Raw genomic sequence first — 21,571 nt, 5'->3', positions numbered from 1 at the left:
GGACCTCCATGGCCCCATATTACCGTAGGAACTGTCGTCGAGTTAACCCCGCAGCGATCGGCGGATCTTTCCTACTCATTTTGCGATAGCGGTCCCTGAGCGCGGGGCATGTCCTCGGACAAACGCGCCCGCATCGCATATTGCTGCGCCATTTCACAATGGAGCCGCTTGGCGAGAGGGCCTGCGATTTTCTCGGCCGTGGCAAGCTCCTGAATCTCACGCCTGCGAAAATAGGCGGCATCGTCTTGACGGTGCATCGTCATTTCTCCTCATATATCTGCAATTCGAACAGCCAGCCGGGCGCAGCAACGAGCGGAACCTCTCCGTTCATTAGACAGGATCAAGGCGAAATCAGCGGGACCGATCACGAATGACAGCCAGTGACTGCATTGGATCAGGAAATCGGCGCGCGCCATGGGGATGAACGCTGCCCACCGCGGGGGTGTTCGCCACGTTCGGACCGGTGGCCTGTCGCAAATAGCTGCGCCACTGTAATCGGCAACCAGCGATCCTATATCGCAATCAGCAAAATGAGCCCAACCGCCTCATGCACCACCACGCGATGGCCTGGATGACGATGATGTCAGATTTATTCGACATGCCGGTGGTTCCTGGCCTTGCGGCGCGGGACGATCTGCTGACCAAAATGGAGGAAGCTGAGCTCATCGCTAATATCAATGGCAGTAATCTCACCCCCTTTCGGTTCCAGCAATGGACTGGGAAGCGCCTGACCCATAGCTATGGCTGGAACTATGACTTCGAGCATCTCCGCTTCGCGCCAGCCGAACCAATGCCGGACTGGCTCCTCGAAGTGCGAAGCCGCGCTGCTGCTTTTTCCGGGCTTACAGCAGACGAACTCGCTCAGGCTCTGCTGATCCGCTACGATCCAGGTGCCGGCATCGGCTGGCACAAGGACAGGCCGGTGTTCGAGCATGTCGTGGGCATTTCGCTTGGCAATGACGCTGTTCTGCGCCTGCGCCGTCGAACGACCGCCGGGTTCGATCGCGCCAAAGTCTCGCTGCCACCGCGCTCCATCTATCATTTGTCTGGTGAAGTACGTCACGCTTGGGAACATAGCATTGCCCCTATCGAGGTGCCGCGCTGGTCGATCACCTTCCGCAGCATTTCTGACAAGGTCCGAACGCTGTGAGCAGCCGCTCCTATCCCATCACGCCGGACGGACGGTATTTCGCGGTGCGCGGGCGGCTCTGGCGCATGAGCAACCCTGCTCTCGAGCCTGACGAGCGTGAACGCCTGGTGAAGGAACTGATGGACGCTCGCCGTGCCGTCGGCGCGGCGCGGCGCGCAGCCGATGCTGCCGCCGAGGCAATCGCGCATGATGCGGTCCATCGCGCCAAGGTGGCGCTTGGCGAACGTGGCTCGGCCTGGTGGTGCGATGGCGCACCCGACCTTAATCGCCATCTCGCGCGCACAGGCCCCTATGCACAATGGTATGCCGGCCTTCCTGAAGGGGAGGGCTAGGGCATTCGCTTGCGCTTGAGCTTGTCGACCAATTCCACGACAACCGGGGCATGGTCGCTGGTCCTGTCCCAGCCGCGCGGACGGCGATCGACCTCGGCCGAAATCAGCCGCGCTACGGCCCTGTCGTTCAAAAGGATATGGTCGATCCGCAGGCCCGCGTTGCGCTCGAACGAATTGCGCCAATATTTCCAAAAGGTGTAGACGCGCTCGTCAGGGTGAAGATGCCGCAGGGCATCGGTCCAGCCCAGCTCGAGCAGCCGCGCATAAGCCTCGCGAACTTCCGGCGCGAACAGCGCATCGTCGCGCCAGCGGTCAGGGACATAGACGTCGAGATCGGTCGGCATGACGTTGAAGTCGCCAGCGATCACCACCGGCGCATCGAGAGCCAGAAGCGTCGAAAGATGATCATGCAGCCTGTCGAACCATCGCAGCTTGTAATCGAACTTGGGGCCGGGTCTCGGGTTGCCGTTGGGAAGATAGAGGCCGGCGATCAGCACACCGTTTACTGCAGCCTCGATGTAGCGGCTCTGCACATCCGCCGGCTCCCCCGGAAGCCCCCGGCGCGTCTCGTGGATCTCGCCGACGCGGCTCAAAATCGCCACCCCATTCCAGCTCTTCTGCCCTAGCCAGATCGCCTCATAGCCAAGGTCGCGGAGGGCGGCTTCGGGGAAGCGCTCATCAGGTGCCTTGAGCTCCTGCAAACATACCAGGTCCGGCTCGGCAAGCGCGAGCCAGCGCAACAGCACCGCAAGCCGCCCGTTGATACCATTGACGTTGTAGGTTGCGATCTTCATGGCGTGGACAGGCGGATCAGATAAGCCTCGGCCGGGCTACCCTTGAAGACCCGTCCGACCTCGATCAGGCAGCTGCGCTTGTCCCGCAACAAGGGCATCATTCCATAACAGCTATGCGCGACTTTTCTTTGCGCACGTCCCTCTCCGTGAGCGAACGGCTTCATGCAATGCAGCGCTTCTGCCGGGGGAACCGGGAAAACGACCATGCTCGAACATCTCCCGTCCTGGCTGGGAAAGCGCTTGTCAAATGTCCGCGCCCGGCGTGTTGCGCCCTCTCTCGGCAGCGAGATCCAGGGCTCACAAACTGTCTGACCTTACCCAGAGGCTAAGGGATCCGGCGGGTGAAGCAACCTCAACATTACCCTCTTCGTCAGCAAAGATTTCACCTTCGACATGTCCCAGGAAGTCGCGAAAACATGCGCCTGAATGTTCCTTTCCCAGAGCCACCTTCTTTTCTGTGGCTGTTGCGTTTGAAAGCACAAGGATTGCGCCGGGATGATCTTCCGTTCCGTGACGCACCACTGCAATGCAATGAGGATCGTCAAACAGATCTGATTGGGCGCCGTGAGCAAAGCGCTGACGCGCTTCGATCAATCGAGGCAGGCATTTTACCGGGGAAATGTCGATCTGATGTTCGTCACCATCACCACCAGTGTCGGTGTATGAAGCCCCGTAAAGGTCCGGATGGAATATGCATGGAACGCCCTGCTCGCGGATGAGGATCAGCGCGTAGGCCAGCGGTTTGAACCAGTCTTCTACAGGAGCTTCCAGCGCCTGTAGAGGCTGAGTGTCATGGTTGCCGACAAGGGTCACGGCATGATCGGGGGAATGCGCGACCAGCGTCTCGTCGAACAGCGTGCGCAAGTCGAAACTCTCACCGGCTAGGGAAGCCTCATGGAAGCGGTGGCACAGTGCAACATCAAAGAGCATCAGCTGCTTGTCGACCTGGTCGAGATAGCGATGCAGGTTATCCATATCGGGGTGCCAATATTCAGCGACTACGAACAGATCCTGCCTGACCGTATCGCGCATATGACCAACCCAGTCTCGGAAGAACCAGGCGGGTATATGTTTGGCAGCGTCGAGGCGGAATCCATCGCAGGCGACCTGATCTGCCAGCCATCTTCCCCAATATTTCAGTTCCTCATACACTGCATGATTTCGAAACTCGACATCGGCACCCATGAGATAGTCGTAGTTACCAAGTTCATCATCGACCTCATCGTGCCATTCGCCTTCGCCATATTCATTTGCGATGCGAAACACGCCATCTTCCACTGGATCCTCAATATGGTCGATGCCGGTGAAGCAGCGGGCATCCCAGATGAAACGGGAATGTTTCCCCCGTCGTCCGGGGAATGTGAATTTCGTCCAGGCCCTGGCCTTGATGATCTGGTCATCCAATTGGGTGCGATCGTCTGGATTTGCCCGGCGCACGGATACCGACTCTGTCTCGTCAGCTCCAATCTTGTGATTGAAGACGACATCATGGATTATTCGCAGCCCCTCATTTCGTAACATGGTGGTGGCGCGTTCGAGCGCAGCCCGATCTCCATATTTGGTCGCGACGCCTCCTTTTTGATCGAACTCGCCCAGATCAAAAAGATCATAGCTGTCATAGCCTACAGACAATCCTCCCGACGCCCCTTTATATGCAGGAGGCAACCAGACATCGGTAATGCCGAGCTCGGCAAGATGCCGAGCCTGCTCGGCCACATCATTCCATAATCCGCCCCCTGCCGGATAATACCAGTGGAAGAATTGAAGCAGGGTGCGTTGCGACATGGCGGTTCCTCAAGAGATTGAAGCAGCCGCTAAACGGTCAGCACGGGCCGCGGTTGCCCGAACAGCACCAGCTTTTCGCGTTGCCGTCGCCAACACGCGCCTGACGGCCGGGGCTTCACCGCATCGATCCCACATTCAAGACGTGATGGTTGGTTCAGGCTGACAATTGCGGCTCGATCGAGCCAGGTCCAAAGTCGAGCACCTCGCCGCGATTTTCCTCCGCCGTCACATTCCGGACGAAGTCCGGAGCTTTCTTATTGAGCCAGGTTAATCTATGGATTTTTTCCGGAACATTGATGACTTCAGCGCGTCTCCCAGCAGCAACTGGCGTAAAAAAGTTGCATTTCGTGGAGACTGGGATGTCAGATTGCCGGATACTGGAATGGCTGTCGTCGAACACCGAAAATTTCCGGCTCTGGCATAATGCGCACCGGGAAAGCGCCATAAGCGTGGAGCGATACCTGCTGCATCGCGAACATATCCAGGAACCGATTTCATTTGTTGATGCCGACATGCGCCGATGCGCGGTACGGTCGAACAGCTTGTGGGAACTAAGCGTCCGACATCTCGATGGCTCGCAAACACATATTGGTGCCCCCACATTCGAACTTTGCCTCAAGGCGGCGCGCGAAATGCTTCTCCAAACCTTTCCGGGTGCAGTCGCAGCCTGAATGTAGCGGGCTGCCCAGTCCGGCTAATTTTTTGCGCGCAGCGGCAACCATGCGCCTCTGCGTCGCATTAAATCACCTTCTCGTGGCACTGCGATGCACGCATCACCTTTTCACCTGGATGATAACGCGGCTTTTGGAATTTCATCCGGGCTAAGGCCAAAGCTTCCCTCCTGGATGCTGTATCCAAAATCGGTAGCCTTCCCTGATCTCGCAACATTGTTCATGGACCAGCGTTGACCTTCATCTCCATGGAGGGTCATGCATGCCTGAGAACGACAACCGTGCTTATCCAGTGGATCGAGATCATGTTGCTTTGGGCAACGAAGACCAGATCCAATATTGGACCAGCCATTTCGGCGTTGATCAAGTGCAGTTGGAAGAGGCTGTCGATGCAGTAGGCGATGATGTCGCGGCTGTCGCGGCCTACCTTAATCAATAGGCAGCGCGGCAAAATGCAGTGAGAAAAACAAGAGGAAGATGCGGCCGGGCCGTATGGGCGGGCCGCCCGCGCGAAGCCTATCGTCCGCATGAACCGAGAGCCTTGTTCGACACGACCATGTCCGCCGCACTGACCTGTCATCGCCTCCCCACCTCATCGACATGCCAGCATCCCCATGGCTCCAGCGTTCCCCACCGCTTGAGCCTATTTCGGTACAGCCTCGCAAACTGCCTGATCTACATCAGTAGGCGCATCCAAACTTCCTCTGATGCATTTGGGTTTTGTTCCAGATCCCGAACCAGGAAGCCATCATGACAGAGGAAAATGAAGCGAGAGTTCGCCAGCGCGCGCATGCCATCTGGGAAGCGCAGGGTCACCCTGAAGGCCTGGCAACCGAACATTGGCGCCAGGCGGAAGCCGAAATTGCCCAGGCACAAGCGGCAGTTCAACTGCCAAACCCCCTGGCAAGCGGCGCTGCAGCCCAAGCGCTTACCGGAAAGAGATCAACCAAAGCCCGGGGCTGAAACCCTTTGCCTGACTTAGCTACAGGACAACACCGCCCTTGAGCCTTTATGCTGATCGTCTCGAGGGCGGGTCGCCCTATCCCCTCGGCGCCAGCTTCGATGGCCTTGGCGTCAATTTCGCCATTTTCTCCGCCAATGCCGACCGGATAGAATTATGCCTGTTTGATCCTGGCGGGCGAAAGGAAATGGCGCGCCTTACCCTTCCTGAATGCACGGATGAAGTATGGCATGGCTACCTGCCAGATGCGCGCCCGGGTCTGCTTTACGGCTATCGTGTGCACGGTCGCTACGCGCCAAAGGAGGGCCATCGTTTCAATCCCAACAAGTTGCTGCTCGATCCCTATGCCCGCCGCCTGTCGGGCAATATTCGATGGAATGACGTGCTGCATGGTTATCGGGTCCGCGGCAGGCAAGAGGATCTGGGTTTTGATCGCCGGGACAGCGCACGCGCCATGCCCAAGGCCGTAGTGACACATGACAGCTTTGACTGGTCCCGCGATATACGCCCCAATATTCCCTGGTCGCAGACCATCATCTACGAGGCCCATAGCAAGGGCCTGACCAAGCTCCTGGAGGCTGCGCCAGCACAGGAACGTGGTACATTCGCCGCGCTCGCGCATCCCAAAGTGATCGACCATATGAAGCGCCTCGGCGTCACCGCGCTCGAACTGATGCCCATCCACGCTTTCACCCAAGATCGCTTTCTGTTGGAAAAGGGCCTGCGTAACTATTGGAGCTATAACAGCCTGAGCTTCTTCGCGCCCGAGCCAAGCTATTTTGCGAGCGATACGCATGACGAGTTGCGCGTGGCCGTGCGGCGGCTTCACGCGGCCGGTATCGAGGTCATCCTGGATGTCGTCTACAATCATAGTTGCGAGGGAAGCGAGCTGGGGCCAACCCTCTCCTGGCGCGGTATCGACAATGCAACCTATTACAGGCTCCTGCCCGAAGATCGGCGTTATTGTCTCAACGATACCGGCACAGGCAACAGTTTCAACCTGACCCATGCCAGGGTGATACAGATGGTAGCTGACTCGCTGCGCTATTGGGCGAACAGTTTTGGTGTGGATGGCTTTCGGTTCGACCTCGGTTTGACGCTTGGGCGTACAGAATATGGGTTCGATCCCAATGCAGGCCTTTTTGACGTCCTGCGACAGGATCCGGTACTTGGAAGGCTCAAGCTCATCACCGAACCATGGGACGTGGGCATGGGCGGCTATCAGCTCGGTAATTTTCCGCCCGGCTTTGCCGAATGGAACGACAAATATCGTGATACCGCGCGTCGGTTCTGGCGAGGGGATCCTCTGCAGAGAGCCGATCTGGCGGCGCGGCTGTCAGGCTCTGGCGACATTTTCGATCGCCGCGCGCGGCGCCCCTGGGCCAGCGTGAATTTTCTGGCCAGCCATGACGGCTACACGCTTGCCGACGTCGTTTCCTATGAGGAGCGACATAATGAGGTCAATGGCGAGGATAATCGCGACGGCCACGATAATAATCTCTCGCGCAACTGGGGCGCGGAGGGATCGACGGATGACCCGAGGATCATTGCCCGACGACACAATGTTCGTCGCGCCATGCTCACGACCCTTCTTGCGTCTCTTGGCACTCCGATGCTGGTAGCAGGCGATGAATTTGGTCGTACGCAGGGCGGTAATAACAACGCCTATTGCCAGGATAATGCAATCAGCTGGCTCGACTGGTCGATGATGGAAAGCGAGGAAGGGAAGGCGCTTTTCGATTTCACCGCCAGATTGATCGCGTTGCGCAAGGCCCATCCGGTGCTGCGTGCCCCAACCTTCCTCTATGGTCAGGACTCGCCAGGCTTCGGCATCAACGACATCGAATGGTGGGATGAGCGCGGAGAAAAGTTGACGCACGACGACTGGCACAATCCCGAAGGGCGCGCCCTTGTCATGCGACGGGCAAGCCTGCTGGAGGATGGGCGCGTCGAGGCTCTGACGCTGCTGCTCAACGCAAGCGAGGATGCAATCGACTTCACGCTTCCTTCACCCTCCGCTCCGCGACAGGTGCTCATCGACAGTGCGCAGCCCGAGCGAGCGCCCTTTGCTATCGGCGACGTCTACAAGGTGGAGGCACATGCGGCAGTGTTGATATGCTGGCTTGGCGAAAGGCCAGCCATATGACGCAATGGGGCCCGAGCGATCTTGGCGAGGGGCGATGGCGCTTTGCGCTTTGGGCGCCGAACCGGGACAATGTCACTCTGGAAATTGATGGAGCCCAGGCGCTGCCGATGGCACCGTCTGATGGAGGCTGGTTCTATCTCGAGACTGAAGCGACAGCGGGAGACCGCTATCGTTTTCGCCTTACCGCCGACCTCGCCGTCCCGGACCCTGCATCGCGCCGACAATGTGGCGGCGTTCATGGCTGGAGCGTCGTCACTCCGATCGCCGCGCCCGCTAGCGGCTGGCAGGGGCGCCCCTGGGAGGAGGCTGTCATCTATGAGCTGCATGTCGGACTGTGTGGAGGATTTGCAGGCGTAGCGGCAAGACTGCCTGCTCTGTCAGAAATTGGCGTGACAGCGATCGAGCTCATGCCGATCAATGCTTTCAGCGGCTCTCGCAACTGGGGCTATGATGGCGTGCTCCCCTTCGCGCCGGCCGAAGCCTATGGTGGCCCGGCGGACCTGCGCGCGCTGATCGACGCTGCTCATCGCCTGGAGATGATGATCTTCCTTGACGTCGTCTACAATCATTTCGGGCCCGATGGAAACTATCTCGGCAACTATGCCACGCCCTTTTTTCACGCCCAGCGCCATACACCATGGGGCGGAGCGGTGGCGGTCGACCGACCGCAGGTCGCGGCCTATTTTCGCGAAAATGCGTTGATGTGGTTGAACGATTATGGCTTTGACGGACTTCGCTTCGACGCGGTCCATGCGATCGGCAACGATGATTTTCTTGACGGTCTGGCGCGCGATATCCGCGCAGCCACGCCGGGCCGCCGCATATATCTGATGCTCGAAAATGAGCGAAACGATGCTGCCAGACTAACCCCCCACACCTATGATGCGCAGTGGAATGACGATTTCCACAATGTCATGCATGTTCTTCTGACGGGGGAACATGATGCCTATTACGAGGATTTTGCCGACCAACCCGCACAGAAGTTGGCACGCTGCCTCAGCGAAGGGTTCATCTACCAGGGGGATCCCTCACTGCATCACAAAGGTGCGCCGCGTGGGAGCCCCAGTACGCACCTGCCCCCTCACGCCTTCATCGCATTTCTGCAGAACCACGACCAGACCGGCAACCGCGCGCTGGGCGAGCGGCTGATCCATCTTGTATCTGTAGAACGGCTCAGGGCCGCGACGAGCCTGCTGCTCCTCATGCCGCACATCCCCCTGCTGTTCATGGGCGAGGAGGTGGGCGCCAAAAGTCCCTTCCTGTTTTTTACGGATTTTCGCGATGATCTTGCCGATGCCGTCCGTGAGGGCCGGCGTCTTGAGTTCAAGGGCTTTGCCAGCTTCTCGAGCAGCGATGCCAGGGAACGCATTCCCGATCCCAACGCGCTCGAAACCTTCAACATGGCAAGGGTTATGCAAGGCCAGGACGCCGCGGACTGGCGATCCTTCTATGCCACGCTTTTAACCCTCCGCCGCCAGGCGGTCATGCCGGGGATTGCTGGCGCACGGGCGCTTGGCGCAACTGCGCTCTCCAGCGGCGCTGTCAAGGCGAGATGGATGCTTGGCAATGGTCGCCTGCTTACCATCCTCATCAACCTTGGCGGCGTGGCGGTCGACCTTTCTGAAAGCACGCAGCCCTGCTTCTCGACAGGGGATCCGGGCGCGCCGGCCAGTTGCACCATCTGGATCGGGCAACCGCAATGATACTGCTTCACCAGCTCGCGCAGGAGGCCGGCATCGCGCGCCTGTGGACCGATGCGGACGGTATGGAGCAGGTTGTAAGCGATGATAGCCTGCGCGCGATCCTGGCCTCGCTCGGCCTTCCGGCCGACAATGACGCTGCTGTTACAGTGTCACGCGCCGCGCTCCACCAGCGACGCTCTGCCCGCCCCGGATTGGTGACCGTTGATTGCGGCGAGCCTCTCCCGCTGCCTGGCGGAAAATTCACCCTCCGGGACGAGACGGATGCCGTCCTGAAAATCGATTCCGAATGCGGCTTGTCCGTTCCTGGCTATTATCGCGCTGATCTGGATGACGGCAGCGTCATGCTGGCGGTCGCGCCTCTCACCTGTCCTGCTATCAGGACTCGAGGGTGGGGCGTCACTGTTCAGATTCCCTCGCTTCGCGAAGAAGAGAAGGATTTTGGTGATTTTGACACTCTTATCGAGGCCGTCACACGGCTGGGCGCCTGCGGCGCGGATGCAGTAGCCCTCAGCCCGGTCCATGCCCAATCGCTTCTCGCACCCGGCCGCTTCGCGCCTTACTCACCCTCGAGCCGCGTTGAACTCAACGCGCTGCTGCTACCAGTGCACAGGCGGGGCGTGGCGCCGTCAGCCACGCTGATTGAATGGGACGTCGCTGGTCCGGCCAAGCTCAAGGCGCTTGAAGAAGCGTTCAGGCGTTCTGCGGCAAAGGGCAACGCTGACGCTCAAGTCGACAGTTTCGAGGCTTTCACACAGGCGCAGGCCCGTGCCAAGCTTGATGATGTCCAGCGTGAGGCAAAGAATGCGGGCATGGCGATCGGCGTCATCACAGACCTTGCTGTCGGCGTCGATCCGCAGGGAGAGGAAGCACGCAAAGATCCGGGTGCCTTTCTCCAAGGCCTGCACATAGGCGCGCCGCCCGACCCGCTGGGACCTCAGGGTCAGGACTGGGGCCTTACAAGCTACAGCCCTCAGGGCCTGGCAGATCGCGGATTTGCCCCCTTCATCGCTTTGCTGCGGACCAATATGCCCCGCGGCGGAGGCATCCGGATCGACCATGGCTTTGGACTGCAGCGTCTTTGGATCATTCCCCAAGGTCGTCCGGCAACCGAGGGCGCCTATCTCTCCTATCCCTTTAACGACATGCTGCGCCTTGTCAGGCTTGAGGCCTGGCGCGCAGCCTCCGTCGTCATTGCCGAGGATCTTGGAACCCGACCTCCTGGATTTGGCGAGGCGCTGGAAAAGGCAAATATCTATGGCATGACCGTTCTGCCTTTCACCCGTGGCGAAGAAGGATTTCGGCCAGCATCAGCCTATCCCGAACGTTCCGTGGCCATGAGCGGAACACACGACATCGCTACAATCACGGGCTGGTGGACTGGTCGCGATCTGGACTGGAACCGCAGGCTTGATCGCGGAGGGGAGACGCCTGCCGAACGGGCCGAGGCCCGATCAGCGCTATGGACCGCTATCGGTGGGGGCGCGCCGCAGCCCGCTGATGATGACGCGGCGCCTGTCATTGAGCGCGCGCTTGCCTTTCTGGCGGGATCAACTGCTCCTCTGTTGCTGGTGCCGATGGAAGATCTCCTTGGCCTTGCCGAGCAGCCCAACCTCCCGGGCACCACGAACGAACATCCCAATTGGCGCCGCCGCCTTCCCGCGCCGATCGAAAGGCTGCTTTCCGACCCCGATGTCCAGCAACGTATCGCCTGCCTCTCCACGATCCGTCCGAAGACCGCTTTGCAAAAAAGGGTTCAGCCATGACACCGCGCGCGACCTACAGGGTCCAGCTGACGAAGCAGTTCCCTTTTGCAGCTGCCCGGGCAGTCATACCCTATCTCGCGGATCTGGGCGTGAGCCATCTTTATGCTTCTCCCATCACCACGGCGCGCCAGGGCTCAACCCATGGCTATGATGTCATCGACCCAACCCGGATCAATCCCGAGCTTGGCGGCGAGGACGGGTTCCGCCAACTGGTTGCAGCCCTGCGAGCCCATGGCATGGGCATCATCATCGACATCGTCCCTAATCATATGGGGGTAGCTGGCGGCGAAAATCCCTGGTGGAACGATGTATTGCGATTGGGCCCGACCAGTCCGTTCGCCTGCTATTTCGATATAGACTGGAACGGTCCCCTGAAGCTTCCCATATTGGGCGGGCCACTGGCTGCCGTCATCGCGCAGGGCGATCTCGTCGTTGGATCAGCGGGAGCACCCCATCTACTGCTCTATGGTGAGCAGAAGCTTCCCCTGCGTCCAGACGGACCCCAGCAGGGCGATATCGCGACTATCGCGGAAGCACAGCATTATGCCCTCATTCATTGGCGTACTGCTGGCGATCAGCTGAACTGGCGCCGATTTTTCTCAATCAACGATCTGGCTGGCGTGAGGGTTGAAGACCCGGCCGTCTTCGAGGCGACGCATGGCCTCTATTTCCACCTCTATCAGGAGGGATTGATTGACGGGCTGCGCATCGACCATGTCGATGGCCTGTCGGACCCTGCGCGTTATTGCCGCCGTCTGCGATCGCGAATGGACCAGATCCGTCCCGGCGCCATCATCCTCGTTGAAAAGATAGTTGGGCCCGGGGAAATGCTTCCTCCCGACTGGGGCGTCGAGGGGACCAGCGGTTATGATTTCATGCGCGATGTCACGGCCCTGCTGCACGACCCCATTGGCGAAACACCTCTCGCAAGCCTGTGGGAGGCCCTCGATCCTGATCAGTCCGACCCGCAAGATGTCGTCCGGCGCGCGAAACGCGACATGCTCGAATGGCAGTTCGAGGCGCAGCTGGCTGCCTGCGTTCACGCTTTCAGCGCCGTCGCCCAAAGCAGCGGACAAGCCGCGATCATGGCGTGGACGGAGCCGATGTTGCGCCGATCGATCAGCTGCCTACTGCAGGCCTTTCCTGTCTATCGCACTTATGGCGACGGACAATCGGCTCCTGCAAGCGACGAGGAAGTGAGGCTCGAGGCGTGGGAAGCGGCAAAGCCCTCTCTGCCCCCCGGCGAGAGACCGGTAGGACAGCAGATTCTGGCATGGCTTGCCGGTGATGGCCCTGGCCAGTCCGAGCTTGCGGCCGAGGCTGTACGCCGATTTCAGCAGCTTTCGGCGCCGATAGCCGCCAAGGGGGTGGAAGACACCGCCTTTTATCGCCGGGCACCACTATTGTCAGCCAATGAGGTTGGATCGGCGCCGGCGGAATTTTCCATTTCGCCGGCGGAATTTCATCGCCGGGTCCTTCAGCGGGCCAGCGAGTTCCCGGCGGCCATGCTCGCGACCGCGACCCATGATCATAAGCGCGGTGAGGATAGCCGCGCCCGCATTGCGGTACTCAGCGGCGTGCCAGATCTCTGGGAGCATCATGTCCAAGGATGGATTAAACGCGCCAGGACGCATCATGGCGACATTCATCCTGCCGATTGCTATCAGCTTTTCCAGACCTTGTTTGGCACTTGGGACGGCTCAAGCGATACTCTTGCCTATATGGATCGCATCCTTGCCTGGCAACAAAAGGCGCTCCGGGAGGCCCGGCTTCGCTCCAGCTGGGAGGAACCATGCATCGACTATGAAGAAAAGGCTGCCCATCTTGTACGTGATCTTGTTGGAGCCTCCGACTTCAGAGACGATATGGAGCGCCTGATCGGACGTATCGGGCCCGCTGCCCAGGCTCACAGCCTGGTGCAGACCGTTCTGAAATTCTGCCTGCCCGGCATTCCTGACATTTACCAGGGCTGCGAATTGGAGGATCTGAGCCTGGTTGACCCCGATAATCGCCGCGCCGTCGATTATGCGCGACGTCAGGCTTTGCTTGCCCCCGGTGAAATGACAGAAAATGCCAAGATCAAGCTTGTTCAGAGGCTTCTGGCACTGCGCCGGGACAATTATTCGCTTTTTGCGTCTTCCCGCTACGAGCCTGTACTGGCCAGGGGGCCGAGAGCCGGAAACATCCTTGCCTTCACCCGGCGAAACGAAACAACGCAGCTGACCTGCGCAGTCCTCATCCGCGCGACCTCCGCTATCACGGAGTCTGGTTGCCTGCCGTCATCGCAATGGTGGCAGAACACATATCTGGAAGCGGGCGCCTCAATACCAGCGCATCAACTCTTCGCTCAGCAACCCTATTATATGTCCCTCGACCGAACCGCTCCCTAGATCTGAGCGCAAGCGCAAACCCTGTTGGGCAGATTTTCCTGCGGGCGCTTTTCATGCTCTGCTGCGCGGCTGACAAAGCTTTGTTCTGGTGCTGCAGGAGGGGGGGCTTTTCCAAGGACCCGCGCCGATCGAAAGGTCGAACAACGAGTTTTTCGCCACGTTTCAGGAGAATGACCGCACCTCCGCTCGGATGCACTATAGCAGATTCCGGTCCAACTTCGTCAGCTCGACTGCTCTAGACCGCTGATTCGACGCGTTTTCCGAGTCATCAGGTGATTCCATCTGATTAGAAAACGCTTTAGCGACCGCGATGCCGGCAGTCCGGTCAGCCGGGTCGAACCCGACGCCGTCACTCCAGGCAGGGCTCCACCGCGACATATTGATCGATCAACCTGGCGCCGCCAAACGTCGTGAGAAACGCGACGTCGGCTGCATCGCGGCCTACGCCGATCTTTGCCATGCCAGCTTCCCGCGCCATGCCCGTAGCATCGACAAGATGCCATTCTCCCTCAAGGAAAATCTCGGCGACCGCATGGAAATCGGGAGGCTCAACGCCAACGGCATAGACGCTCGCGATCCTGGCAGGAATACCGGCAGACCGGGCCAATGTAATCAAAAGATGCGCATAATCGCGACAAATCCCACGGCGCGAGATGAAGGTGTCGGCCGCAGTGGTCATGACGTCGCTTGAGCCGGGAACATAGCGCACATGGTGATGAACCCAGTCACGCATGGCTATGACAAGCTCGCCCCCCTGAAGCGTCCCGAACTCCTCTTCGACAAAGCTTTGGAAACGATCGGATTCGCAGTACCGAGACGAAAGCAGATAGGGAATGGTTTCACCGGGCAATTGATGCGGCGGCACCCTTTGCAACTGTCGGCAGTCAGCCAAATTACGGTTGACGACTATCCTGGCTCGATAGTCGACGACCATCTTACCGGACATCCGCAACCATATCCGCTCGCCGATACCGTCCTGCGCGGGAACATGGGCGATATGATCCGCCCGGGGAAGGATGAGGTCCTTCCATTCGATCGCCTGCTCAGGAATATCAGCGGCCTCGATCTGCAAGAGCAGGTCCGTTGGACCAGCCAGCTCGTAATCGAGATGAACATGGACGCTAAGTTTCATGCAAACTCCAAGCCTTGGGCGACTGAGCCGAACCGAAGACAAACTCCGATACATATCTAGAAATATCAAGTCTTTGTTCTGTGTGCTTCGCTACGCACCAGATATAAAAACAGCTCACTAAAAAAGTTGATCCAGCGCAGGCATAAAATGGACACGGCAAATCGCGGTTGCATTCGCCTTGGAAAATAAACCTAGGTTATAGATTGATCTGGATTATGAAGATTTCTGGTATTTAGATTCGGAATCTGAGGAAATTAATCGCGGCATTTGTGTTGAACGCTTGCCGATCGCAATCCTCGCGCATCGTCGCTGGGAGAGCGTGGAGTGCGTATCGCCATCATAGCCCATCTGAAATATGCTATCGGCGAGCCATTCGCTGGCGGTCTGGAAATGCACACGCATATCCTTGCCCGGTCGCTTCGGGAACGGGGCCATGACGTCACCCTTTTCGCTTCGACGCGATCCGACCCAAGTCTGGGGCTAGAAGCGATCTGCGAGGAAACGTCGCTTCTCGAGACCGGTATTGACGAGGCGAACGATGTCGCCTTCTTTCGTGAACACCATGCTTATCTGGACCTGATGACTGCGTTGCGGTCACGCTCATTTGACCTCATTCACAACAATTCCCTGCATTATCTGCCGGTCAGCATGTCCGAAACATTGTCGGTCCCCGTCGTCACCACCCTCCATACGCCGCCCTTCTGCTGGCTCGAGAGCGGGATCAGGCTCAATCGCGGACCAATGACCTATGTGGCGGTCTCCGAAGCGACGGCCGCGATGTGGCGCCATGTTGCGCATGCCCACCACGTCATTCCCAATGGTATCGACCTCAGGCATTTTCCCTACCAGCCCATTGCCAACCAGAAGCCCTATCTCATTTGGTATGGCCGGATTGTTCCCGAGAAGGGACTGGATTATGCGATCGACGCCTCGCGTCTGGCGGGGTTGCCCTTGCGGATCGCGGGACCGATCTCGAACCAGGGCTATTTCGATAAGCTCATCGCGCCCCGATTGGGAGGGGATGTCGAATATGTCGGGCATCTTTCTCACATCGCGTTGTCCAAGCTTGTAGGCGGTGCCGTCGCCGCCCTTTGCACGCCGCGCTGGGAAGAACCTTACGGTCTGGTCGTGGCTGAAGCGCTTGCCTGCGGTACCCCTGTCGCCGCATTCGCGCGTGGCGGCTTGCCTGCGCTCCTGACGCCCGATTGCGGCGTTCTCGCTGAACCGGACAATATTTCCTCTCTCGCATCGGCCGTACTTGCCGCCTCGCTACTCGAGCGCAGCGCCTGCAGGGCATATGCCGAGCATTATTGCTGCTCGCGGCGCATGGTCGACGAATATGAGGCTTTGTATCGGCATCTTGCGATGGCGCCGATCGCGATCCCGAATGCGCCGGATATTGGGCTCCCACCTGTCGCGGATGTCGCATGACGCAGGTCTGTATCTGTGTACCGGCCCGCAACGAGGCAGAGCATATCGGCCGCCTGATCAAAGCCTTGGCCCGGCAGGGAACAGGGGCGCCCTTCGCTGTCGCAATCTGCGTCAATAACAGCAAAGATGCGACATACGCCGTCGCACTCGACGCCGCGCAGCGCTTCAACGCCCGCTTCCCGCTCAAAATGATCCAGCGAGAGTTCGACCCCGTCCTTGCGCACGCCGGGTCTGCTCGCCGTGCCGCGATGGATCTTGGCGCCGAATTAGTGGGCCCGCGTGGTATGCTGATTTCTACAGACGCTGACTGCCGGCCTCCGGCAGACTGGGTCGATGCCAACCTTGCGCATTTCGCCCTGGATCGGATCATTGGCGGCCGGATCGAACTGGATGAGTTGGAGGCCGCTCAAGCACCGGAAATATTTTCGCTGCGTCGTCGCTTCGAGGCCTATTGGCGGACGGTGCGCGCAATCGAGGATGCGATCGATCCGGTTGATTGGGACATGCCGCCCCGGCATGGCGATCATACGGGCGCGAGCCTTGCGCTATCGGCAGATCTTTACATCCGCGCAGGCCGCGTGCCACTCCTTCGCACAGGAGAGGACCGTGCCTTGGTCGAAGCAGCGATCGAAGTGGGCGGCAAACTGGTTCACCCCAATGCCGTATGGACGCGGGCATCATCCCGCACCGTGGGGCGCGCCGATGGCGGCATGTCGGCTGATATGCGGCAATGGCTGGGCTGCGCACAGAGGGGAGACACACCTTTCGTCCCCGCTTTATCGCATTGGGAGGCGCGCGCACGATGGCGGTTTCAGGCCAGGCGCGAAATGAGCGCAGCGGCATTTGTAGAGGCGGAACGCACCCTGCCTGCATTGCCCTGTGACATGCCGCTTCCGAGGCCGGCCGCTATCTCATGAGCCGCCCGATCGGCTATTACGTCCATCATCATGGCGACGGTCACCGTCAACGCGCGATCGCACTTTGTCGGTCGCTGGGGAGCGTCACGCTGCTGGGGACCGGGCTGATGGCCCGGACTGAAGGCCTTCCCTGTCTTGAACTGCCTGATGACCGCCTCGATGATGGGTTCTGGGGTATCGACGGCTCCCAGCGGCCTTTGTCGCTCCATTATGCTCCGCTGGACCATGAGGGAATCCGGCAGCGCACCGCACTGATAGCAGCCTGGATCGCGCAGGCGCGGCCGCGCCTGATAGTGGTAGACGTATCGGCCGAGGTGGCAATGCTAGCCCGTCTCGCATCCGTGCCCACTGTTTATGTCCGTTTGAACGGCAGAAGACTTGATGCTGCACATCTTGAAGCCTTCCGCGGGGCAACTGCTCTGCTTGCCCCCTTCCATGAAGCTTTGGACGATGATGAAATCCCCGGCTGGATCCGCAAAAAGACCATCTACGCTCCTGGCATTGTCCGATCAGCGCGCAGCGAGGCAATTGAACGTGATGGCGACGTATTGATTGTCCTTGGGCGAGGGGGCGGCATTTCTGACGGGAATAGATGGGCCGAAATTGCCCGTGCGACACCCGAGCGTAAGTTTCGCATCATTGGCCCCTGCACGGCGCCTGCATCCTTTCCGGACAATCTGGAATTACGGGGATGGGTCGAAGATGCCGATGCACAGATCGCAGCCTCAGCGGTCGTTATCGGGGGTGGGGGAGACGGCGTTGTCAGCGCGGTATTGAGCGCGCGTCGTCCCTTCATCTGCGTGCCCGAACCACGTCCCTTTGACGAACAGGTATCGAAGGCGGAAAAGCTTTCGGCTGTAGGTGGCGCGATCGCATGCTTTGAATGGCCGCCAGCAGGCGACTGGCCGGGAATGATCAATCAGGCGATCGAGCGCGCCAGATGTTGGCCCGACTGCCTGATGGACACAGGTGGAGCCGAACCCATCGCCCGCTGGTTGAATGACCTTGCCGGCACATCGCCGGCAGACAGGAGTCGTGCTACGTGATCCCCGATATCCAAAGTCAGGACCCCGGAACGATCGATATTGTCGATCGGCTGGCAATATTGGGCGCGCGCTATGATGCGGCACCCAACTTCCCCTGCGAGAGCATGTCGGCCCTGATCGAAAGCGGGCACCATCGCTGGTTTGCCCCCCAAATATGCGGGGGCCTTCCCTTCGAAGACGAGGCAGCGCGCTGCCGTGCGATGGCGCAGGCCTTGCGCGAAGTGGGACGCGGCGATCTCAGCATTGCTCGGCTCTACGAAGGCCATGTCAACGCTTTGTCCCTGTTCGAATGGTATGGGGTGCCCGATCAGTTCCGCTGGCTGGCAAATGCCCTCGATCGCGGAGCATGGTTCGGAGTTTGGGCGACCGAGCCATCTCCCGGCGTCCGATTGACGCGAGAGACTGTTCCCTCGCTACTTGGCGAGAAGATATTTGCCAGCGGGGCTGGGGGGCTTGATTATGCGCTTGTAACGGCCGCGAGTGAAGGCGAGCACCGTCGGCTCGTCATTGTTCGCGCTGATGAGAAAGTCCGCGCGGACCTGTCAGGATGGCGTGTACGAGGCATGCGCGCGAGCGTGAGCGGACGCTATGTGCTGGACGACGTAACGGTCGAACCTGACATGCTGCTGGGCAAGCCAGGTGACTATGACCAGGATCCCCGTTTTACCGCCGGGGCATGGCGCTTTTGCGCCGCGCAGCTTGGTGGAATTGAAGCGCTCGTCACAGAAATTCGTCGCTCCATGCGCGACGCGGCGCGCGAGGATCCTGTCCAGCGCGCGCGGTTCGCCGATGCCACCGTTGCTGTCCGAACCGCTGGCTTCTGGGTGGCGGAAGCTGCACAGCGTTTCGCATCTGGTCATGACGATGCCGTCGCCGTGGCTCGGATGACACGCGGTGTCGTCGAGGACGCCGGGTTCATTGTAATGGAGGCCGCCGCGCGGATCCTCGGGACACAAAGTGCCCTAGACGGGCAACGTGCTGACAAGATCGTCCGCGACCTATCTCTCTATCTGCGGCAGGCAGGTCCAGATCATGCCCGCGATGAGGCCGCCAAGGCACTTCTCGACCACGATATCTGGGTTGAGGGCGAACGCTTGTGGTGAACACCGAGCTTCTTTCGCGCAGCCGCTGGTCGCAGGCGCGCTGGCTCATATTGGCACCCCATCCTGACGATGAGACGCTGGGGGCCGGCGCGCTGATAGCGCATTGCGCCGCCAGAGATCGATTAGGCGCTATCGTCTACCTGACCGACGGGGCGGGATCGCACCCCGAAGGTACGCCGCGCGTTGCGATCACCCGGCGCAAGGAAGCCCGGCACGCCATTGGGAGATTAAATGCTGCCGCCGCCCCGGCGATCTGGATGGGGTGGCGCGATGCCCAACCCCATCCTGTCGATAGCCAGATTTTCAGCCGAGATGCCGATAGACTGGCAGCGTTCATCCGCTGGCGCCGGATCGATGCGATTGCAGTGTCCGACTACAGCGAAACGCATTGCGACCATGTCGCCGCCTATCGACTTGCGAAGGCGGCGACGCGCCGGGCAAAGCGGCCAGTCACATTGTTCGCCTATCATGTGTGGAGCGATCCGCCGCCCTTTGCCCGACGGATTGCGACGCCTTCCATGGCTGTTGGACGCAGGCGACAGGCGCTTTTGGCGCATCGCAGCCAGATGTCGCCGATGATGGGCGATGGCTTCAGGCTCCCGCGCGAGAAGCTGCGCATGCCCGCACGGGACATACTGACATTGAGAAGGGATCGACAATGACCGTCACCAGCCTCAAGGCGGAATATTTCGATGACATATTCGCCTCAAATGATGATCCGTGGGATCTTGCATCCAGCAAATATGAAGCCGCCAAATTCGCCCATACCCATGATGTCCTGGCGGACCGCCGATATGCCCGTGCGCTTGAGATCGGCTGTGCCCATGGTGTTCTGACCAGCCATTTGGCGCCAATGTGCGATAGCCTGCTGGCAATCGATATCAGCACCAAGGCGCTCACAAAGGCGCGAGAGCGGGTGGGCGACCGTCCTGGCGTCACGCTCGCGCAGATGGCCTTTCCGCACGATACACCGGATGGCGAAGGCTACGACCTCGTCATTTTGTCCGAGGTCGCTTATTATTGGGACCTTGTAGATCTTGATCGGGCAGGTGAATGGTTGCGCGATCAGGTTGCTGCCGGCGGCCGTATAATCCTTGTCCATTATACCGGAGAGACTGATTACCCTCATAGTGGCGACGAGGCGGTCGAGGCTCTTTGGACCGAACTCGGTTCGAATTTCGAAGTGGAGCTGGCCGAACGGCACGACACATATCGACTAGACCTGTGGAAACGCTGCTAATGGGCGTTTCCGTCCTCACCATCGTTCGCAACCGTAGCCTGCATCTGGCGCAGCTTGTAGCCGGCTTGCAGCGGAGTGATCGTCAACCCAATGAACTGATCGTCGTCGATATGAGCGATGAACCGGTCACATTGCCACCGGCTCAGTTTCGCGTGCATATTGATCAATTCGAGGCCAACGGCCTCCCGCTGGCAGCGGCGCGAAATCGAGCAGCTTCGCTGGCCAGTCATGACAGGCTCGTGTTTCTGGATGTCGATTGCATCCCCATGCGACAGTGCATTGGGATCCTGGCTGATACCCTAAGCGAATATGATGCCCTTCTATGTGCGGATATCCGTTATCTTGGCCCAGATGATGCCCGCGACTGCTGGAACGAGACAGACTTGCTAAAGCGCGGTCGCGCGCATCCGGTGCGCTTATTTCCGGACAAAGGCTTAAGAGAAGAGGCTAATGCCGGACTGTTCTGGTCGCTTGCCTTCGCGCTGCGGCGCTCGACGTTCCAGGCGCTGGGCGGGTTCGATGAAGGGTTCATCGGCTACGGCGCTGAAGACACGGATTTCGGGTTCAGAGCAGTGGCAGCTGGCCTGAAGCTGCTATTTGTCGGTGAGGCCATAGCCTGTCACCAATATCATGACAGTCATGATCCACCGCTGCAGCATCTCGATGATATTGTACGAAATGCACGGCGCTTCCATGCGCGCTGGAAGCATTGGCCGATGGAGGGCTGGCTTGAAGCGTTTGAGCGTCTGGGCATCGTGCAGCGCCAAGGAGATAAGCTTGTCCAGCTTCGCGCACCGACACGAGCCGAGATGATGGGCTCAAAGGTTGAACCGGCAGACTGGACATCAGAACAAAGCCGTAACTATCACCATGCCGAACAGAGGGCTGACATTTCGCCCAAGTGACTGGCGGTTGCCCTACGTTGGGGTGGAATGGCGCCGAAGCCATCTTCCTGCCTAGCAAGACTGATTGCGTATCGTCATGGCCTGGCGCGCGGAGTCGCGGAC

At 59.5% G+C, this 21,571-nt stretch carries 20 protein-coding genes; 15 read left to right on the top strand and 5 right to left on the bottom strand.

Annotated features, from left to right (window positions below; translation table 11 throughout):
• Positions 1-71: 71 nt before the first annotated feature.
• Positions 72-263 (bottom strand): hypothetical protein, encoded by a 192-nt coding sequence (locus VHN57_RS09565; protein WP_017502214.1) that lies wholly within the window; start codon positions 261-263, stop codon positions 72-74.
• Positions 264-547: 284 nt separating this feature from the next.
• On the opposite strand from VHN57_RS09565, the gene VHN57_RS09560 reads away from it, so the two are divergent.
• Positions 548-1,150 carry an alpha-ketoglutarate-dependent dioxygenase AlkB gene (locus tag VHN57_RS09560; protein WP_375188346.1) on the top strand — a complete coding sequence of 201 codons (603 nt, stop codon included), beginning with the start codon at positions 548-550 and terminating at the stop codon, positions 1,148-1,150.
• Complete coding sequence (locus VHN57_RS09555; RefSeq protein WP_017502212.1) at positions 1,147-1,482, top strand: hypothetical protein; 336 nt, start codon at positions 1,147-1,149, stop codon at positions 1,480-1,482. Before VHN57_RS09560 ends, VHN57_RS09555 begins: the two co-directional genes overlap by 4 nt.
• Here the strand turns inward: VHN57_RS09555 and xth are convergent.
• From xth to VHN57_RS09540, 3 genes are all read right to left on the bottom strand, one after another.
• A complete protein-coding gene (gene xth / locus VHN57_RS09550; protein WP_017502211.1) occupies positions 1,479-2,276 on the bottom strand; it encodes an exodeoxyribonuclease III in 798 nt (265 codons plus the stop codon). The genes VHN57_RS09555 and xth overlap by 4 nt on opposite strands.
• A gap of 297 nt (positions 2,277-2,573) precedes the next feature.
• Positions 2,574-4,061 carry an alpha-amylase gene (gene amyA, locus VHN57_RS09545; protein ID WP_038292947.1) on the bottom strand — a complete coding sequence of 496 codons (1,488 nt, stop codon included), beginning with the start codon at positions 4,059-4,061 and terminating at the stop codon, positions 2,574-2,576.
• 154 nt (positions 4,062-4,215) lie between these two features.
• Complete coding sequence (locus VHN57_RS09540) at positions 4,216-4,461, bottom strand: hypothetical protein (RefSeq protein WP_313326182.1); 246 nt, start codon at positions 4,459-4,461, stop codon at positions 4,216-4,218.
• A gap of 533 nt (positions 4,462-4,994) precedes the next feature.
• Between VHN57_RS09540 and VHN57_RS09535 the strand changes: the two genes are divergently transcribed.
• From VHN57_RS09535 to treY, 6 genes are all read left to right on the top strand, one after another.
• Positions 4,995-5,171 carry a DUF3606 domain-containing protein gene (locus VHN57_RS09535; protein ID WP_081600986.1) on the top strand — a complete coding sequence of 59 codons (177 nt, stop codon included), beginning with the start codon at positions 4,995-4,997 and terminating at the stop codon, positions 5,169-5,171.
• Between the two features lie 281 nt (positions 5,172-5,452).
• Entirely contained in the window at positions 5,453-5,695 is a 243-nt protein-coding gene (locus VHN57_RS09530; protein WP_081600987.1) for a DUF2934 domain-containing protein, read from the top strand.
• 38 nt (positions 5,696-5,733) lie between these two features.
• The gene (glgX, locus tag VHN57_RS09525; RefSeq protein WP_423283697.1) at positions 5,734-7,839 is read left to right on the top strand and encodes a glycogen debranching protein GlgX; all 2,106 of its coding nucleotides are present in this window, start codon (positions 5,734-5,736) and stop codon (positions 7,837-7,839) included.
• Positions 7,836-9,542 carry a malto-oligosyltrehalose trehalohydrolase gene (treZ, locus tag VHN57_RS09520; RefSeq protein ID WP_081600988.1) on the top strand — a complete coding sequence of 569 codons (1,707 nt, stop codon included), beginning with the start codon at positions 7,836-7,838 and terminating at the stop codon, positions 9,540-9,542. The genes glgX and treZ overlap by 4 nt, the downstream gene beginning before the upstream one ends.
• Positions 9,512-11,305 carry a 4-alpha-glucanotransferase gene (locus VHN57_RS09515; protein WP_157228591.1) on the top strand — a complete coding sequence of 598 codons (1,794 nt, stop codon included), beginning with the start codon at positions 9,512-9,514 and terminating at the stop codon, positions 11,303-11,305. Before treZ ends, VHN57_RS09515 begins: the two co-directional genes overlap by 31 nt.
• Positions 11,302-13,695, top strand: a complete 2,394-nt coding sequence (gene treY, locus VHN57_RS09510) for a malto-oligosyltrehalose synthase (protein WP_293919452.1) — start codon at positions 11,302-11,304, stop codon at positions 13,693-13,695. The genes VHN57_RS09515 and treY overlap by 4 nt, the downstream gene beginning before the upstream one ends.
• Before the next feature lie 349 nt (positions 13,696-14,044).
• Here treY and VHN57_RS09505 read toward each other — a convergent pair whose 3' ends face one another.
• Positions 14,045-14,827: a transglutaminase-like domain-containing protein gene (locus VHN57_RS09505; protein ID WP_017503129.1), complete on the bottom strand. Its 783-nt coding sequence runs from the start codon at positions 14,825-14,827 to the stop codon at positions 14,045-14,047.
• Positions 14,828-15,151: 324 nt separating this feature from the next.
• Here VHN57_RS09505 and VHN57_RS09500 point away from each other — a divergent pair, with 324 nt between their 5' ends.
• The 7 genes from VHN57_RS09500 to VHN57_RS09470 are packed head-to-tail and all read left to right on the top strand — an operon-like array spanning position 15,152 to position 21,469.
• Positions 15,152-16,258, top strand: a complete 1,107-nt coding sequence (locus VHN57_RS09500; RefSeq protein ID WP_017503130.1) for a glycosyltransferase family 4 protein — start codon at positions 15,152-15,154, stop codon at positions 16,256-16,258.
• Positions 16,255-17,175 (top strand): glycosyltransferase family 2 protein, encoded by a 921-nt coding sequence (locus VHN57_RS09495; RefSeq protein ID WP_017503131.1) that lies wholly within the window; start codon positions 16,255-16,257, stop codon positions 17,173-17,175. Before VHN57_RS09500 ends, VHN57_RS09495 begins: the two co-directional genes overlap by 4 nt.
• Positions 17,172-18,221 carry a hypothetical protein gene (locus VHN57_RS09490; RefSeq protein WP_017503132.1) on the top strand — a complete coding sequence of 350 codons (1,050 nt, stop codon included), beginning with the start codon at positions 17,172-17,174 and terminating at the stop codon, positions 18,219-18,221. The genes VHN57_RS09495 and VHN57_RS09490 overlap by 4 nt, the downstream gene beginning before the upstream one ends.
• Positions 18,218-19,324, top strand: a complete 1,107-nt coding sequence (locus VHN57_RS09485) for an acyl-CoA dehydrogenase family protein (protein WP_017503133.1) — start codon at positions 18,218-18,220, stop codon at positions 19,322-19,324. Before VHN57_RS09490 ends, VHN57_RS09485 begins: the two co-directional genes overlap by 4 nt.
• Positions 19,321-19,986 carry a PIG-L deacetylase family protein gene (locus VHN57_RS09480; RefSeq protein WP_051035824.1) on the top strand — a complete coding sequence of 222 codons (666 nt, stop codon included), beginning with the start codon at positions 19,321-19,323 and terminating at the stop codon, positions 19,984-19,986. Before VHN57_RS09485 ends, VHN57_RS09480 begins: the two co-directional genes overlap by 4 nt.
• The gene (locus VHN57_RS09475; protein ID WP_017503135.1) at positions 19,983-20,564 is read left to right on the top strand and encodes an SAM-dependent methyltransferase; all 582 of its coding nucleotides are present in this window, start codon (positions 19,983-19,985) and stop codon (positions 20,562-20,564) included. Before VHN57_RS09480 ends, VHN57_RS09475 begins: the two co-directional genes overlap by 4 nt.
• A complete protein-coding gene (locus VHN57_RS09470; RefSeq protein WP_293919451.1) occupies positions 20,564-21,469 on the top strand; it encodes a glycosyltransferase family 2 protein in 906 nt (301 codons plus the stop codon). Before VHN57_RS09475 ends, VHN57_RS09470 begins: the two co-directional genes overlap by 1 nt.
• The last annotated feature ends 102 nt before the right edge of the window (positions 21,470-21,571 follow it).

Source organism: Sphingobium salicis subsp. salicis, from assembly GCF_049472635.1.
Taxonomy (GTDB): Bacteria; Pseudomonadota; Alphaproteobacteria; order Sphingomonadales; family Sphingomonadaceae; genus Sphingobium; species Sphingobium yanoikuyae_A.
Note: the sequence above shows the minus strand (reverse complement) of the source record. Positions and strands in the feature narration are given on the sequence as shown.